The sequence below is a fragment of the Paenibacillus sp. 203 genome (assembly GCF_037027525.1).
Classification (GTDB): Bacteria; Bacillota; Bacilli; order Paenibacillales; family Paenibacillaceae; genus Paenibacillus; species Paenibacillus polymyxa_B.
This window is the reverse complement of record NZ_JAXCHD010000002.1, coordinates 255,540-271,325: the sequence shown is the minus strand read 5'-3', so window position 1 is coordinate 271,325 and position 15,786 is coordinate 255,540. Positions and strand designations below refer to the sequence as shown.

Genomic DNA, 15,786 nt, shown 5'->3' with positions numbered 1-15,786 from the left:
CCATGAACTGAATGTAAAGGAGAAGGCAATGCATACCTATGAACAGGCGCTTCAACAAGCGAAGGAATTTATTCTGGAGCATGATGATTACCTGATCGTATCGCATGTACAGCCGGACGGAGACGCAGTCAGCTCCACCGTAACGGTGGGCTGGCTTCTCTCATGTCTGGGGAAGAAATTTACCATGCTGAATGAGGGGCCTATTCCCAAACGTATGGATTTTTTATGGCATGCCGATGAGATTATGGATATGAGCCAGCAACCGCCAGAACGGAAATACAACCGGATCATTTGTGTAGATTGTGCGGATTACCGTCGTGTTGGTTTGACAGAGCAGTTTTTTTCGGAAGATGCCATTATCCTGAATATTGATCATCATCCAACGAATGATGCTTATGGTACAGTTAATGTGATTAAGCCGGATGCTGCGGCAACAGCAGAAATTCTTTTTGACCTACTGAAAGAGTTTGCAGTAACCTGGGATGTCGAAATAGCAACGGCTTTATATACAGGGTTGCTAACGGATACAGGAGGTTTCCGTTACTCCAACACTTCACCGAAAGTGATGTCTACTGTGTCACAGCTACTTGCTTACGGTGTAGATGGTCCATCTTTATCCGAGAAATTGCTCGAGGAAATGACCTTTTCACAAATGAAGGTGCTAACAAAAGCATTGCAAACGCTCACGATGTCGGAGGATGGGAAAGTCGCTTGGGTCGTTGTAACCCCTGACGACATGACGGATTGTGGGGCTGTAAATGAGGACTTGGAAGGCATTGTGAATTATCCAAGAAATATTCGTGGAGTTGAAGTAGGCATTTTCTTTAAGGTTATTAATGATCAAGCGGTCAAGGCCAGCTTGAGATCGGCAGGGAATGTTGATGTAGCTGCGCTGGCTCAATCATTTGGTGGCGGTGGACATGTACGTGCAGCTGGCTGCCGGCTAGAGGGTAAGCTGGGAGATATCATTGAGACAGTTGTAGGGCGGGTGAAATCTGAGCTATGAACCCGATAAAGAAGGAACAGGCAACATGGGAAGGCATTCTACCTGTCTATAAACCTGCTGGATTTACCTCTCATGATGTGGTGGCCAAGGCTCGCCGTTTATTAGGTATGAAGCGAATCGGACACACTGGAACACTTGATCCGCAGGTAACCGGTGTTTTGCCCTTGTGTCTGGGACGTGCTACCCGTGTGGTGGAATACATGCAGGAGCGGCCCAAGGAATATCGGGCTACACTGCGATTAGGAATTGCCACGGATACCGAAGACCTGACTGGGAAAATCACGGAAGAGAGTGAACGTCCCGTAGAGGTGACGGAAGTGGAAGTCAAAGCGGTTCTGAAGCGTTTTGTTGGTACGATTTCCCAAGTACCTCCAATGTACTCCGCGCTAAAAGTGGACGGCAAACGTCTATATGAACTGGCTCGAGAAGGCAAAACCGTGGAGCGCAAAAGTCGTGAAGTGAGTATTTACGAGTTGGAAATGACGGGATTCGCGGAGACGGGGGCGTATGTGGATATTTCTTTTCGTGCCTTATGCTCCAAAGGTACTTATATCCGTACACTATGTGTTGATATTGGCCGTGAATTAGGATATCCTTCCACGATGGTCAAGCTGGAGCGAACCATGTCTGCGGGAATTCCTGCGGAACGTTGTCTGACTTTCGAAGAAATAGAGCGTTTCGTTGCGGATGGCAGTCTTGGAGAGCGACTTATTACAACAGATCAGGCGATTGACTATATGCCTGAGCATATAGTGGCTGAAGCCAAGGTAACTGCGGCTCTGCAAGGCCAACGCCTATCGCTGAATATGATTTCACCACCTGTGACGGACAATCAGCCCTTCCGTTTGTATAAAGAGGATAAAACGTTTTTAGGTATATATGGTCGGGATGAATCAGACGCGATCGCTCCCATTAAAGTTTTTTTACCTTGAATTGTGCTATAATTTTGACGAAGTTAGTCAAATGATGTGAAATGCAGGTGAATTAATAATGATTACCGTATCGTTATCTTATCCATTGAGTGATGAGCTTTTGCAGCAATGGGGACGTCCACAGGTCACGGCGATCGGTCAGTTTGATGGTCTTCATCTGGGACACGCAAGCGTGATACGTAAGGCCGTTGCGCTGGCTCGTGAACAGCAGGTGCCGGTATCTGTCATGACATTTCATCCTCACCCGAAGGAAGTCATGAAAAAAGGCGATTATGAAGGTTATTTAACACCGCTTGCGGACAAGCAGACTATTCTGGCTGATATGGGTGTGGACGTACTTTATATTTTGAGTTTTAACGAAGAATTTTCCAAGGTCAGCCCTGAGGCGTTTATGAGCGACGTGCTGCTTCCATTGCACATTCGAACAGCGGTAGTAGGCTTTGATTTTCGGTTTGGCCACCGGGGAGCCGGGCATGAGGATACACTTCGAAAGCTGGGAGGAGAGCTGATGTCGGTGCACACCGTACCACCGTTCGAACTGGATGGGGACAAGGTGAGCAGCTCTGGCATTCGCCGTGCTCTACAGACCGGGGATCTAGCACATGCCTCTCGCTGGTTGGGACGTCCTTATCGTATCCAGGGTACTGTAATGGATGGAGAGAAGCGCGGACGTACGATCGGTTTTCCGACCGCTAATCTCAAACTGGATGACACTTACGTTATTCCGATTAAGGGTGTGTACGCTGTACGGGCGCTTGTAAGCGATCGTTGGATAAACGGTGTAATGAATGTAGGGGTTAAGCCTACTTTTCATGAAGGTGTGCTGAATCCGTCGTTTGAGGTACATTTATTTGATTTTAATCAGCAAATTTATGGAGAGTCTGTGCTTGTGGAGCTTCACCACTACATCCGCCCTGAACGCAAATTCTCTTCGGTGGATGAGCTGATCAACCAAATTGGCAATGACGCACAAACGGCTAAAAAGCTATTAGGCTAATTTATTTACATAAGACAGGCGCTGTGTTATACTGACTTATGTTGTGTAAACAACGATGAACCTTAGCTTGGTTGTCCGCTTTCACCGGCGGCTACGAGGCTAATGGCGATTATAATGAAGGAGGTGAACAGGATGGCATTGACTCAAGAGCGTAAACAGCAATTGATCGAGGAGTACAAAACTCATGAATCCGATACAGGATCACCAGAGGTACAAATCGCTATCCTTACTGAAAACATCGTCAACTTGCAAAGTCACTTTCGTTCGCACAAGAAAGACCATCACTCCCGCCGCGGGTTGTTGAAAATGGTCGGTCAGCGTCGTAAACTTTTGGCTTACCTGAAGAAGACTGATGTTAAACGTTACAGTGCGTTGATCGAGCGTCTCGGACTGCGTCGTTAATTTTCAGACATGTAATGAGAAAAGAAGCCTGGTTGTTCACCGCTTGTCCCTGCTAAGGCGACGGCGGACAGCAGCCGGGTTCTTTTTTGAAATGAGGAATCTTTTTTTGAATTACATATCCTGATTTGTCTGCTAGCTTCTTATGAATAAGACCTGCGCAGGAAATACTGGATATGTATAGAACTTTTACAATGAAATGAAATGGAGGGATACCATGGAGCAACGCGTAGAAATGCAGCTCGGCGGAAGAAAGCTGGTGTTGGAAACAGGACGTCTTGCGAAACAAGCCAATGCGGCAGTTAAAGTGAGCTACGGAGAAACAGTTGTGCTTTGTACCGTGACCGCTTCCCGTGAACCGAAAGATTTGGACTTTTTTCCACTGACCGTAAACTATGAGGAAAGATTGTATGCTGTGGGGAAAATTCCTGGCGGATTTATTAAACGTGAAGGACGTCCGAGTCAAAAAGCGATTTTGTCCAGCCGTTTGACAGACCGTCCAATTCGCCCATTGTTCCCGGAAGGTTTCCGGAATGATGTACAGGTGTTGAATCTGGTTATGAGTGTCGATCAGGATTGCGAACCTGAAATTGCAGCAATGATCGGAACCTCGGCAGCACTTAGCATTTCGGATGTGCCTTTTAATGGGCCAATCGGGGGAGTCGCTGTAGGACGTGTAGACGGGCAATTTGTGATTAACCCGGATATTGCACAGCAGAATGCAAGCGATCTGTACCTGGTTGTAGCCGGAACGAAAGATGCCATCATGATGGTAGAAGCCGAAGGCAATGAGATTCCAGAGGAAGTTATGCTGGAAGCTATTATGTTCGGTCATGATGAGATTAAGAACATTGTGGCAGTTATTGAACAATTGGTGCAAGTAGCAGGTAAAGAGAAAATGCAGGTTAAACTGCATGCTGTTGATGAAAAAGTGAACAGTGAAGTACGTGCTTATGCAGCTGAACGTTTAATGCAAGCTGTTAAAATTGCAGAAAAACATGCCCGTCAAGAGGCAATTGATGCAGTCAACGAAGAGACAGTTGCTCATTTTGAAGCACAATACATAGAGACACCTGAGCTTTTGAGTGACGTGAGCGAAGTTCTCTATGATATCGTTAAGGAAGAAGTACGTCGTCTGATCACGCATGATAAAGTGCGTCCTGATGGTCGTAAGCTTGACGAAATTCGTCCGATTGAAAGCGACACTAGCATTTTGCCGCGTACTCATGGTTCGGGCTTATTTACACGCGGTCAAACGCAAGCACTTAGCATTTGTACACTTGGTGCATTGGGTGATGTACAAATTTTGGACGGTATTGATCTGGAAGAAACAAAACGCTTCATGCATCATTACAATTTCCCGCCATTCAGCGTAGGTGAGGCTCGTCCTTTGCGTGCGCCAGGTCGTCGTGAAATCGGACATGGTGCTCTTGGTGAGCGTGCGCTTTCCAAAGTAATTCCTTCCGAAACTGAATTTCCATACACCATCCGTCTGGTTTCCGAGGTACTGGAATCGAATGGTTCGACTTCACAAGCTAGTATATGTGCAAGTACACTGGCTATGATGGATGCAGGTGTACCGATTAAAGCTCCGGTTGCAGGTGTAGCCATGGGATTGATCAAGGATGGAGACCATGTTTCCGTATTGACTGATATCCAAGGTATGGAAGACCACCTGGGCGATATGGACTTTAAAGTTGCTGGTACCGCGGAAGGCGTAACTGCCATTCAAATGGATATTAAAATTAACGGTATTGACCGCCAGATTTTACAGGATGCGCTCAAGCAAGCTAAAGAAGGACGTTTGTTCATTCTTAGCAAAATGATGGAAGCGATCCAGAAGCCGCGTGAGCAGTTGTCTCCGTATGCTCCAAAAATTATGACGATGCACATTAACCCGGACAAAATCCGTGATGTTATTGGGGCTGGTGGTAAAATCATCAACAAAATCATCGAAGAAACCGGCGTGAAAATCGATATTGAACAAGATGGTCGTGTGTTCATCGCTTCCACAAATCAAGAGATGAATGAAAAAGCACGTTCCATTATTGAGGGTATCGTAAAGGAAGTCGTGGTCGGTGAGATTTACATCGGTACAGTAAAACGGATTGAGAAATTCGGTGCATTTGTTGAAATTTTACCGGGCAAAGATGGTCTGGTTCATATTTCTCAACTGTCTACTGAGCGTGTAGCCAAAGTTGAAGATGTAATTGCTATTGGGGATACAATTACGGTGAAAGTAACCGAAATTGATCAACAAGGTCGTGTCAATCTGTCCCGTAAGGCTGTTCTGACTGCAGAAGCACCTGCAAAATCCTAGGTATCTGCATGTTGCAGACTAGAAAGGCAGGAGTAGCTTTTCGTATTAACAGTACAAGGGATTTGAATAGCATTGTTTAAGCTTTTGGAAAGAGGCAGAGCTACGTTTCTGGCTCTTTTTTCATACATATGCACAAGCTGCACCCAAGTGAGCTTCTAGAGCTTGCTACGTCATAGTTCTTGTCCTCGCCGCATACAATGTGGACAAACGGGCGGGGGGATGAAGGAATTATGAGTAGGGCAAAACGAGCAGTGTGGGTGGTAGCCAGTTTAGCCATCACACTTGTAATCGGGCAGTTTAGTGGGGTTCGTGACTACGCTAGTCAATTACGCAATGGAGACGTTACAGGGGTTAAAGAGCCAGAAGCTGTAACCACGATGGCGATAGCAGCTTTGCCCGACAATGCGCTTATGCAGCGACTAAGAACAGAAGCAGCACGTCAGCGGCGGGAACCAGTTGATGCCAAGATCGACAGGGTATGGAAGGCTATTCCAGGCTATAACGGACTGGAGGTGGATTTGGATGCTACCTATCGCAAAGCGATTGCATCTCCGGATCGACCCATTCAATATGTATATCGACAATTGGCACCTAAAATACATTTAAATCAGCTTGGTAATGTTCCAATTTACAGGGGGAATCCCGAAAAGCCGATGGTATCTTTCATGATCAATGTAGCATGGGGGAATGAATTTATCCTGCCGATACTGAACACGCTGGATCAGGAAAAGGTCAAGGCTACATTTTTTCTTGATGGAAGTTGGTTGAAAAAAAATCCTGATCTCGCCAAGGAGATTCAAAAAAGAGGGCATGAGCTTTCGAACCATGCATACTCTCATCCGAATATGAGCCGTCTGAGTCGGGCCAGAGCCACACAAGAAATTGAAAAGACTCAAGTGCTTCTTCGAGAAACTTTGAGTATCAAAAATAACTGGTTTGCCCCTCCATCGGGTGATTTTAATCAGCAAACGGTGGATATAGCAGCAGAACTTGGGCTCAAAACAGTGTTGTGGACATTGGACACTGTAGATTGGAGACATCCGTCACCGGAATCGGTGATTAACAAAATCAGTAGTAAGGTTGAATCAGGCTCCCTGATATTGATGCACCCAACAGATTCCTCATCGGCTGCTCTCAAAGGCATGATTCATGCTATTCGTAGTAAGGGACTTGTGCTCGGAACTGTCAGTCAGACACTTTCCCCTGATCGGCAACTACCTGCTCCGGTTGAGTGAACGTCTTTTTTCTGTTAGGATTGAACATTATGGCTAAGTATGCAATTCAGTTTAGGAGGGCCAATCGTGGAAAGAATTCAACTTAAAAACGGCCTAAGAGTGGTCATTGAAAAAATTCCAACCGTACGTTCAGTTTCTTTCGGTATCTGGGTTAAAACTGGCTCCCGGAATGAAACGCCGGACAATAGCGGTATTTCTCATTTTATCGAACACATGCTTTTCAAAGGAACAGAGCGTTTTAACGCTAAGGAAATCGCTGAGCAATTCGATGCCATCGGAGGAAATGTTAATGCTTTCACTTCGAAGGAATATACATGCTATTATGCCAAAGTATTGGATGAGCATCTACCGATCGCAGTTGATGTGCTGTCTGATATGTTCTTTAATTCCAAACTAGATCAGGAAGAATTGGCAAAAGAGAAGAATGTGATTTTGGAGGAAATCTCCATGTATGAGGATACACCGGATGATATGGTGCACGATCTTGTATCTCGCGCGGCCTATGGTGAACATCCACTGGCTTATCCGATTCTCGGAACCGAAGATCACCTGCTTGCTATGGATAGCTCACACCTCAGTCATTATATGAAGGAGCATTATACAATCGACAATACAGTTATCAGTGTGGCTGGTAATGTTGACGATCGCTTGGTAGAATTGTTGGAGCGACATTTTGGACATTTTGATAATCATGGAACCGTTTCGCCGCTGACAGTACCTGTGTTTAACGGTGAGCTGTTGTATCATGAGAAAGCAACGGAGCAAAATCATATTTGTTTATCCCTGCCTGGATTTGCAGCGGGTGACGAGCTCCAGTATGCTATGGTTTTGCTGAATAACGCGATCGGCGGCGGCATGAGTTCACGTTTGTTTCAAGAAATTCGGGAAAAGCGTGGACTGGCTTATTCGGTTTATTCCTATCATAGCTCCCATGCGGACAGTGGGTTGTTCACGATCTATGCAGGTACGGCTCCTAAGCAAACAAAGGACGTGCTGGATTTGACGCTGGAGCTTTTACGAGATGTGGCTGTCAACGGTTTGGACGCTAATGAGCTTCGTAAAGGTAAGGAACAATTAAAAGGAAGTTTGATTTTAAGCCTTGAAAGTACAGGTAGCCGGATGAATCGGCTTGGAAAAAATGAATTAATGCTCGGTCAGCATTATACGCTGGATCAAATGATCGAACATATCGAGCAAGTGACGGCAAATGATGTGAACAAAGTGCTGGATCGGATGTTCTCGGAGCCGTTTGCCCTGTCGATGGTGGGAGCGAGTGATTCAGCGGTAAAGGATATGAGGAGGGACTATTTTGTTAACTTACGTGGAAATTAACAGACTTGCGGGCAATGAAGATATTGAGCTCCCCCGCAAAATGTCAGAGCTTGCATCAGGGTTTGACTTGTATGCAGCAGTACAGGAAAATCTGGTACTGGAACCCGGCAAACGTTGCCTCGTTCCAACTGGATTTGCAATAGCTATGCCAGCGGGATTGGAGGCACAAATCCGTCCGCGAAGTGGACTGGCTCTTAAGCATGGTATTACTTGTCTCAATACACCGGGAACGATTGATGCGGATTATCGTGGGGAGATCAAGGTACTTCTTATTAATTTGGGCGAAGAATCGTTCACGATTACGCGCAATGAGCGAATTGCACAAATGGTATTTCAGGTTGTACCTGAGGTAGAGCTGAAACAAGTAGACCAATTATCTGAAACAGTGCGTGGTGCTGGAGGCTTTGGCCATACAGGACGCTGAGCTATGGTTGGTTTGCAATGTAAGAATGTCTATTTTGTAAAAGCTTCAAATTTACTTGCTTAAGAGTAAGTATGCATATAAAGGTCGCCTCATTAAGGGGCGGCTTTTTTTTGTGTTTTTTCACCCCTCTCCGGGCACTCGCATAGACTAAAAGCATATCGTGTCTCGGAAAGGAGTGATCCGGATGCTAACAGGAATACGCGTCGTTGTTTTGGGTGGCGATGCGAGGCAGCTTGAGGTAATCCGCAAATGTGTGGACATGGATGCTACCGTCAGTGTGGTCGGTTTTGACAAGCTTGAAGTACCACTCAAAGGAGTGACACTAGAACCAATGTCTGTCAAGCTGCTGGAATCGTCAGACGCACTGATTTTGCCGGTGGTGGGATGCGATGAGGAAGGCAACGTAAATGCACTTTTCGGAGCACAGAAGCTCCAGTTTCTGAATGAACATGCTGCTGCTCTTCCACCGCATTGCGTTGTATATACAGGGATGGCGCGGACGTACTTAAAAGAGATTTGTACCAGACATGAGTTAAAGCTGGTAGAGCTGCTGGAGAGAGATGATGTGGCCATATACAACTCTATACCTACGGCCGAAGGCGCACTGATGATGGCCATTCAGCATACTGATTTTACGATTCACGGTGCAGATTGTATGGTTCTAGGCATGGGACGGACTGGATTTACCATGGCAAGGGCACTACAGGGGTTGGGAGCCAGAGTGAAGGTTGGAGTACGGCGGGCAGAGGATGCAGCAAGAGCCGTGGAAATGGGTTGGAGGCCTTTTATGACAAGGGATTTGGCGCATGAGACAAAGGGAGTTGACTTGATTTTTAATACGATACCCTCTATGATTATCACAGCGCAAATCCTGTCTAAATTGCCATTGAGCACCGTGATTATAGATCTTGCTTCCGCACCAGGCGGATGTGATTTCCGTTATGCGGAAAAGCGTGGAATCAAGGCTATGCTTGCCCCTGGTCTTCCCGGTATTGTTGCTCCCAAAACTGCTGGCGCCATTATAGCGAATACGCTGGTGCAGTTGTTAATGGAAGATAATCCTGATCGGGGGGATGCACAATGAGTTGGCAAGGGAAAACAGTAGGTTATGCAATTACAGGCTCACATTGCACATTTGAAGAGGTAATGCCTGTTATACAGCGCTTTGTTGATGAGGGTGCGAAGGTCGTTCCTATTATATCCAATACAGTACTAACAACGGATACGCGCTTTGGTACTTCGCAAAGTTGGCAAAAACAGTTGAAAGATATAACAGGGAATGATATCATTTCTACAATTGTGGAGGCTGAGCCACTGGGTCCCTCCCAAATACTCGATGTGCTGGTGATTGCACCTTTGACGGGGAATTCGATGAGTAAGTTAGCGAATGCAATGACAGACAGTCCAGTTTTGATGGCTGCCAAGGCGCAATTGCGCAACGGTCGTCCACTTCTTTTAGCTATATCTACTAATGATGGACTGGGTCTAAATGCTGCCAATATCGCCAAATTACTCGTAGCCAAAAATATCTTTTTTGTGCCGTTCGGACAGGACAATCCAGTTAAAAAGCCGAACTCGCTTGTAGCTAACATGGAGTTGATTCCGGAGGCTGCTTATGAAGCATTGCAGGGCAAACAGCTTCAGCCGATGATTGTGGAACGCAAGACCCCATGAAGTATTATAGTTAACTGCTGAGCATCCCTCGCCTAGAAGATGATTCGATATTGTATCGGGTCTAATTTCTTGTTGGCGGTGGATGCTTTCAGAATAAAAAATGGTTTTTTAGTCGAGAAGGGGAGATACACCAGATGAGCAATAGAAAGTTTAATGTAGCTGTCGTTGGAGCGACAGGCGCTGTAGGAGAACAGATCGTAAATCTGCTGGAAAAACGGGATTTTCCTGTGGACAAAATCAAATTTCTTTCTTCGCCTCGTTCTGCCGGCACGTTAATTAGCTTTAAAGGTCAGCAAATTCCAGTAGAGATTGCTACCCCCGACAGCTTTGAAGGAATCGACATTGCTTTGTTTAGTGCAGGTGGAGACGTAAGTAAGGAATTGGCGCCGCATGCTGTTCGTCATGGGGCAGTTTGCATTGACAACACCAACGCATTCCGAATGGATCCGACAGCTCCTCTTGTAGTGCCTGAGGTGAACAGCGACAAAATTGCCGAGCATCAAGGAATTATTGCGAACCCGAACTGCTCCACCATTCAGATGGTAGCTGCTTTGAAACCATTATATGATCAGTATGGCATTTCTCGTATCATTGTATCCACATACCAGGCCGTTTCCGGCGCTGGAAGCCGAGCTATTGATGAATTGAATCGTCAAAGCGCAGCGATTCTGAACGGAGATGAAGTTCAGCCTGATCTGTTGCCAGTAGGCTCGTTGCCAGTAAAGCATCAGATTGCTTTCAATGCTATCCCGCAAATCGATAAATTCCAGGACAATGGTTATACACTGGAAGAAATGAAAATGGTACGTGAAACGAAAAAAATACTGGGTGACGAATCTGTGGACGTAACAGCAACGTGTGTGCGTATTCCTGTTGTATATGGTCACTCGGAATCTGTATATGTAGAACTTAAAAAAGATTATGATTTAGAAGAAATTCGCAATCTGCTGGCTTCGGCACCGGGAGTAACGCTGGTGGACGATCCTGCTGCTCAGCTTTATCCACTGGCATCTGATGCTGCAGGAAAACCTGACGTATTTGTGGGGCGTGTACGCCGTGATTTGGGCAATAGCCGTGGATTGAATTTGTGGGTCGTATCCGACAACCTGCTCAAAGGAGCAGCATGGAACGCGGTGCAAATCGCGGAAATTATTGCTGCAAACGCGGAGTAACGTTCCGATATGGGGGAAGAATAATGGGTATTTTGGTGCAAAAATTTGGGGGAACCTCGCTGTCCACACCTGAAGCACGTCAACTTGTGCTGGCACATGTGAAGCGGGAGTTGGAACAAAATCTTCAATTGGTTGTGGTTGTGTCGGCCATGGGGAGAAAAGGAGAGCCTTATGCCACCGACACGCTGCTGGATTGGGCGGCGTCTAACGGCGACAGTCTTCCGAAGCGCGAACGGGATTTACTGCTGTGCTGTGGTGAAATCATTTCTGCTGCTACATTATGCAGCCTGATGGAGAAGGAAGGTATTCCTGCTACGGTGCTAACTGGGGCACAGGCGGGCTTTATTACGGATGATCAATACGGCAATGCTCGTATTTTGGATATAAAGCCAGACCGTGTTGTTGAAGAGTTGAACCAAGGTAGAGTTGTCATTGTGACAGGTTTTCAGGGACAAACAGCAGACGGTGATATGACTACCTTGGGTCGGGGAGGCAGCGATACGTCAGCTACTGCTCTGGGTGCTGCTCTACATGCGGATATGGTTGATATTTATACGGATGTGAATGGTATATTGACTGCCGATCCGCGCATTGTGGAAAACGCAAAGCCACTCACACATGTTAGCTATACGGAGATTTGTAATATGGCTCATCAGGGAGCAAAGGTTATCCATCCTCGTGCTGTTGAAATCGCCATGCAGGCTAATATCCCGGTCCGTGTTCGCTCTACCTTCTCCGAAGGAGAAGGTACGTTAGTTACCCACCCGGAAGGCTTCAAAGACGTGCAGGCAGACATCGTAGACCGTTTCGTGACCGGTATTGCGTATGTCGGCAATGTCACTCAGATTAATGTTGAATTAAAGCCGGGTTTGGAGCACTTGCAATTGCAAGTATTCAAATCTATGGCTGAACATGGAATTAGCGTTGACTTTATTAACGTAACGCCATCGGGGGCAGTTTATACTGTGTTCGATCATGATGGAAGCAAAGCGGTTGAAGTATTGAACGGTTTGGGTCTAGAACCTAAGATACTGGCCGGGTGTGCTAAAGTTTCTGTCATTGGCGGTGGTATCAACGGGGTACCAGGCATTATGGCGACGATTGTGGAGGCATTGGCAGAATCAGACGTACAGATCCTTCAATCCGCAGATTCCAACACGACGATCTGGGTACTTGTTAAAAAAGAAGATATGGTGCAGGCTGTACGCGCATTGCATAATAAATTTGAACTCCATCAATAGGCGCATTGTCCGTGCTCGGACTTGCAAAAAGGAGGCAGCATGGTGAACTTCGGCAGATTGATTACCGCAATGGTGACACCTTTTGATAAGCAAGGAGAGATTGACTGGACTGCATTGTCCTCGTTGATTGATTACTTAATAGAAGAACAGCACTCAGAGTCACTTGTTGTATCTGGAACAACAGGGGAGTCTCCTACCCTGAGCGATGATGAAAAAATCAAGTTGTTTGCATTTGTTGTAGAAAAAGCAGCTGGACGATGTAAAATTATTGCCGGGACTGGAAGCAACAATACGCGTCACTCCATTCATCTAACCCGTGCCGCGGAGCAGGCAGGAGCAGATGGTGTTCTACTGGTAGTGCCATATTATAATAAACCGAATCAGGAAGGGATGTATCAGCATTTCGAAAGTATTGCGAACTCCACATCCCTCCCAGCTATACTGTATAATGTTCCAAGTCGTACTGGAGCGAGTCTAACAGCTGAAACAACACTGCGCCTTGCACAAATTCCGAATATTGTGGGAACTAAAGAATGTGCATCACTTGCGCAGGTCACACAGATTGCAGCGGCAGCGCCAGAAGGTTTTCTGGTTTATTCCGGGGATGATGCTTCTGGGTTGCCTGCTATGGCTGTAGGTGCTTATGGTATTATCAGCGTAGCGAGTCATGTGGTAGGTGCTGAAATGAAGCAGATGATCGATTCACTTGTAGGAGGACACTCGCAGGAGGCAGCAAAGTTGCATCAGCAGTTGTTCCCGATTTTCAAGGGTTTGTTTGGCTGTCCTCATCCTCTGCCTAATCCGGTGGCAGTAAAATATGCATTGGAATTACGGGGGGTTAAGGTAGGTTCGGTTCGGTTGCCGCTCATTCCTCCAACTGAGGATGAAGCGGAATTTATTAAAAAATTATTTACCCGCTAAAGAGAAATAGGAATGTAAGATGTTAATTAATACTAAGGAGTATCCTTGTTAAGGGCAGTCGGTAGGTACAAAACCGATAGGGTTTATTGTCTGACAAGGTTCCCAGCGTGAAGGGCGTTCTTATAGGACGCCCTTTTTGCTGTGCTTTTAACCATGTATGTAGACAAAATGACAGATACTAATGGTTTCAGACGGCAATGGGAAACCTAGCGTAACGAACAGGATGACTTGTTTTTTCGTATTTTAATCATGTATAATGGGGTCAAGTGACTGGGTGCGGTATTTTTTTGAAAATTAAATAAACAAATCAAGGTACGACGTCCAACTACCATAGGAGGTTTAGATTCATTTGTCTAAAAAAACAAACAACGATAAATTGATGATTTTCGCTTTGGGCGGCGTCGGTGAAATCGGGAAAAATATGTATGTCGTTCAATACGGCAATGACATTGTCGTGGTGGATTCCGGTTTGAAATTCCCGGAAGAGGACATGCTGGGCATTGATATCGTTATTCCTGATATTTCCTACCTTACAGAGAACCGCGACAAAGTAAGAGGCATTGTGCTGACTCATGGTCACGAGGACCATATCGGCGGTTTGCCTTACGTGTTGAAACATTTGAATGTACCAGTATATGGTACCAAATTGACGCTGGGATTGGTGGAAAACAAGCTGAAGGAAGCGAATCTGCTTGGTGAAACCAAACGTATTTTGATCAATGCTGATTCTGAAATCAAGCTGGGTTCCACACTGAAAGCAACATTCTTCAGAACCAACCATAGTATTCCAGATTCTGTAGGTGTATGTATTGATACTCCTGAAGGCGCTGTTGTTCATACAGGTGACTTCAAATTTGACCATACTCCGGTGAACGGACAATATGCAGATTTGCAGCGTATGGCTGAAATTGGCACACGTGGCGTACTGGCTCTTTTGTCAGACAGTACGAATGCCGAAAAACCGGGCTTTACACCTTCGGAAAAGAGCGTTGGTATTGTCCTGGAAGACATTTTCCGCAAGTCGAGACAGCGTGTGGTCGTAGCTACTTTTGCTTCTAACGTACATCGTATTCAACAGGTAATTAATGCTGCTGAAGCAACGGGACGTAAAGTAACAGTTATTGGTCGAAGCATGGTTAATGTCGTAGGTATTGCTTCAGACTTGGGCTATTTGGAAATTCCAGATGGAATGCTGATTGAGCCTGAAGAAGTTGGCAAAATGTCAGCGGATCGTGTAGTTATTCTCTGCACAGGCAGTCAGGGTGAACCGATGTCAGCTTTGACAAGAATGGCTCGTTCCACACATCGAAAGGTTGACATTCTTCCAGGAGATTCAGTCATCATCGCAGCTACTCCAGTACCAGGTAATGAAAAATACGTTGGACGCACAATTGATGAGCTGTTCCGTCTGGGTGCCAATGTATATTACAGCGCAGCTAATCCAGGTATCCACGTTTCTGGACATGGAAGCCAGGAAGAACTCAAGCTGATGCTGAATCTGATGAAACCAAAGTTCTTCTTGCCAATTCATGGTGAGTTTAGAATGCAACGTCGTCACGCTCTTCTTGCTGAAGGCGTAGGTATTGAGCCTGAAAATATCTTTATCACGGATATCGGTGAAGTCATTGAAATTCAGAATGGTGGAGCACGCAGAGCTGGTAAAGTTACAGCAGGTAACGTACTGATCGATGGACTAGGCGTAGGGGATGTAGGAAATATCGTATTGCGCGACCGCAAATTGCTGTCACAGGACGGTATTTTGGTGGTTGTTGTTACGCTGAGCAAGCAAGACGGAACGATTAAATCGGGACCAGATATCATTTCCCGAGGTTTCGTATATGTCCGTGAATCGGAAGGTTTGCTGGATGAAGCGAATCGTATTGTCTCAAGTACACTGCATAAGCTCATGAGTGAAAATGTAAATGAATGGGCTTCCCTCAAGACAAATGTCAAGGATGCACTAGGTCGCTTCTTGTATGAGCAAACTCGTCGGAGACCGATGATCCTGCCAATTATAATGGAAGTGTGATTCAATTGAAATTTGTTCAAAAACCTGAATTAAAAACTTAAGTCACAGGCACACAGTCGCCTCTCTTCCCGCAGGAAATATTGGACGGTTTCCGCGGGAGGAGA

At 45.9% G+C, this 15,786-nt stretch carries 14 protein-coding genes; all 14 read left to right on the top strand.

The window, feature by feature from the left end:
* The first annotated feature begins 28 nt into the window (after positions 1 to 28).
* The 14 genes from WA407_RS04395 to WA407_RS04330 all read left to right on the top strand — a co-directional run bounded on the left by WA407_RS04395 (position 29) and on the right by WA407_RS04330 (position 15,682).
* The gene (locus WA407_RS04395; protein ID WP_336076865.1) at positions 29 to 1,006 is read left to right on the top strand and encodes a DHH family phosphoesterase; all 978 of its coding nucleotides are present in this window, start codon (positions 29 to 31) and stop codon (positions 1,004 to 1,006) included.
* Entirely contained in the window at positions 1,003 to 1,938 is a 936-nt protein-coding gene (gene truB, locus WA407_RS04390; RefSeq protein WP_061829437.1) for a tRNA pseudouridine(55) synthase TruB, read from the top strand. The genes WA407_RS04395 and truB overlap by 4 nt, the downstream gene beginning before the upstream one ends.
* 58 nt (positions 1,939 to 1,996) lie before the next feature.
* Positions 1,997 to 2,935, top strand: a complete 939-nt coding sequence (locus tag WA407_RS04385) for a bifunctional riboflavin kinase/FAD synthetase (protein WP_235308138.1) — start codon at positions 1,997 to 1,999, stop codon at positions 2,933 to 2,935.
* A 132-nt stretch (positions 2,936 to 3,067) separates the two neighbouring features.
* Positions 3,068 to 3,337, top strand: coding sequence for a 30S ribosomal protein S15 (rpsO, locus tag WA407_RS04380; protein ID WP_007430074.1), 270 nt, complete (start codon positions 3,068 to 3,070; stop codon positions 3,335 to 3,337).
* Between the two features lie 214 nt (positions 3,338 to 3,551).
* Complete coding sequence (pnp, locus tag WA407_RS04375) at positions 3,552 to 5,654, top strand: polyribonucleotide nucleotidyltransferase (RefSeq protein WP_250261597.1); 2,103 nt, start codon at positions 3,552 to 3,554, stop codon at positions 5,652 to 5,654.
* A gap of 230 nt (positions 5,655 to 5,884) precedes the next feature.
* Positions 5,885 to 6,889: a polysaccharide deacetylase family protein gene (locus WA407_RS04370; RefSeq protein ID WP_336076864.1), complete on the top strand. Its 1,005-nt coding sequence runs from the start codon at positions 5,885 to 5,887 to the stop codon at positions 6,887 to 6,889.
* A 66-nt stretch (positions 6,890 to 6,955) separates the two neighbouring features.
* Entirely contained in the window at positions 6,956 to 8,221 is a 1,266-nt protein-coding gene (locus tag WA407_RS04365) for a M16 family metallopeptidase (RefSeq protein ID WP_061829434.1), read from the top strand.
* Positions 8,199 to 8,645 carry a dUTP diphosphatase gene (gene dut / locus WA407_RS04360; RefSeq protein ID WP_013309936.1) on the top strand — a complete coding sequence of 149 codons (447 nt, stop codon included), beginning with the start codon at positions 8,199 to 8,201 and terminating at the stop codon, positions 8,643 to 8,645. Before WA407_RS04365 ends, dut begins: the two co-directional genes overlap by 23 nt.
* Positions 8,646 to 8,829: 184 nt before the next feature.
* On the top strand, positions 8,830 to 9,729 hold the full coding sequence (gene dpsA, locus WA407_RS04355; protein ID WP_235308139.1) for a dipicolinate synthase subunit DpsA: 900 nt from the start codon (positions 8,830 to 8,832) through the stop codon (positions 9,727 to 9,729).
* Positions 9,726 to 10,319, top strand: coding sequence for a dipicolinate synthase subunit B (locus WA407_RS04350; RefSeq protein WP_029517031.1), 594 nt, complete (start codon positions 9,726 to 9,728; stop codon positions 10,317 to 10,319). The genes dpsA and WA407_RS04350 overlap by 4 nt, the downstream gene beginning before the upstream one ends.
* A gap of 134 nt (positions 10,320 to 10,453) precedes the next feature.
* Positions 10,454 to 11,491 carry an aspartate-semialdehyde dehydrogenase gene (locus WA407_RS04345; RefSeq protein WP_165175626.1) on the top strand — a complete coding sequence of 346 codons (1,038 nt, stop codon included), beginning with the start codon at positions 10,454 to 10,456 and terminating at the stop codon, positions 11,489 to 11,491.
* A 23-nt stretch (positions 11,492 to 11,514) separates the two neighbouring features.
* Entirely contained in the window at positions 11,515 to 12,732 is a 1,218-nt protein-coding gene (gene dapG, locus WA407_RS04340; protein ID WP_013309940.1) for an aspartate kinase, read from the top strand.
* Between the two features lie 39 nt (positions 12,733 to 12,771).
* Positions 12,772 to 13,653 (top strand): 4-hydroxy-tetrahydrodipicolinate synthase, encoded by an 882-nt coding sequence (gene dapA, locus WA407_RS04335; protein ID WP_061829430.1) that lies wholly within the window; start codon positions 12,772 to 12,774, stop codon positions 13,651 to 13,653.
* 349 nt (positions 13,654 to 14,002) lie between these two features.
* Positions 14,003 to 15,682, top strand: coding sequence for a ribonuclease J (locus WA407_RS04330; protein WP_013309942.1), 1,680 nt, complete (start codon positions 14,003 to 14,005; stop codon positions 15,680 to 15,682).
* Positions 15,683 to 15,786 lie beyond the last annotated feature (104 nt).

Coding starts and splice junctions, on each gene's coding strand:
- dapG (WP_013309940.1), top strand. CDS start 11,515: ATGGGTATTTTGGTGCAAAAATTTGGGGGAACCTCGCTGTCCACACCT.
- truB (WP_061829437.1), top strand. CDS start 1,003: ATGAACCCGATAAAGAAGGAACAGGCAACATGGGAAGGCATTCTACCT.
- WA407_RS04385 (WP_235308138.1), top strand. CDS start 1,997: ATGATTACCGTATCGTTATCTTATCCATTGAGTGATGAGCTTTTGCAG.
- dapA (WP_061829430.1), top strand. CDS start 12,772: ATGGTGAACTTCGGCAGATTGATTACCGCAATGGTGACACCTTTTGAT.
- WA407_RS04395 (WP_336076865.1), top strand. CDS start 29: ATGCATACCTATGAACAGGCGCTTCAACAAGCGAAGGAATTTATTCTG.
- WA407_RS04345 (WP_165175626.1), top strand. CDS start 10,454: ATGAGCAATAGAAAGTTTAATGTAGCTGTCGTTGGAGCGACAGGCGCT.
- rpsO (WP_007430074.1), top strand. CDS start 3,068: ATGGCATTGACTCAAGAGCGTAAACAGCAATTGATCGAGGAGTACAAA.
- dpsA (WP_235308139.1), top strand. CDS start 8,830: ATGCTAACAGGAATACGCGTCGTTGTTTTGGGTGGCGATGCGAGGCAG.
- pnp (WP_250261597.1), top strand. CDS start 3,552: ATGGAGCAACGCGTAGAAATGCAGCTCGGCGGAAGAAAGCTGGTGTTG.
- WA407_RS04370 (WP_336076864.1), top strand. CDS start 5,885: ATGAGTAGGGCAAAACGAGCAGTGTGGGTGGTAGCCAGTTTAGCCATC.
- WA407_RS04350 (WP_029517031.1), top strand. CDS start 9,726: ATGAGTTGGCAAGGGAAAACAGTAGGTTATGCAATTACAGGCTCACAT.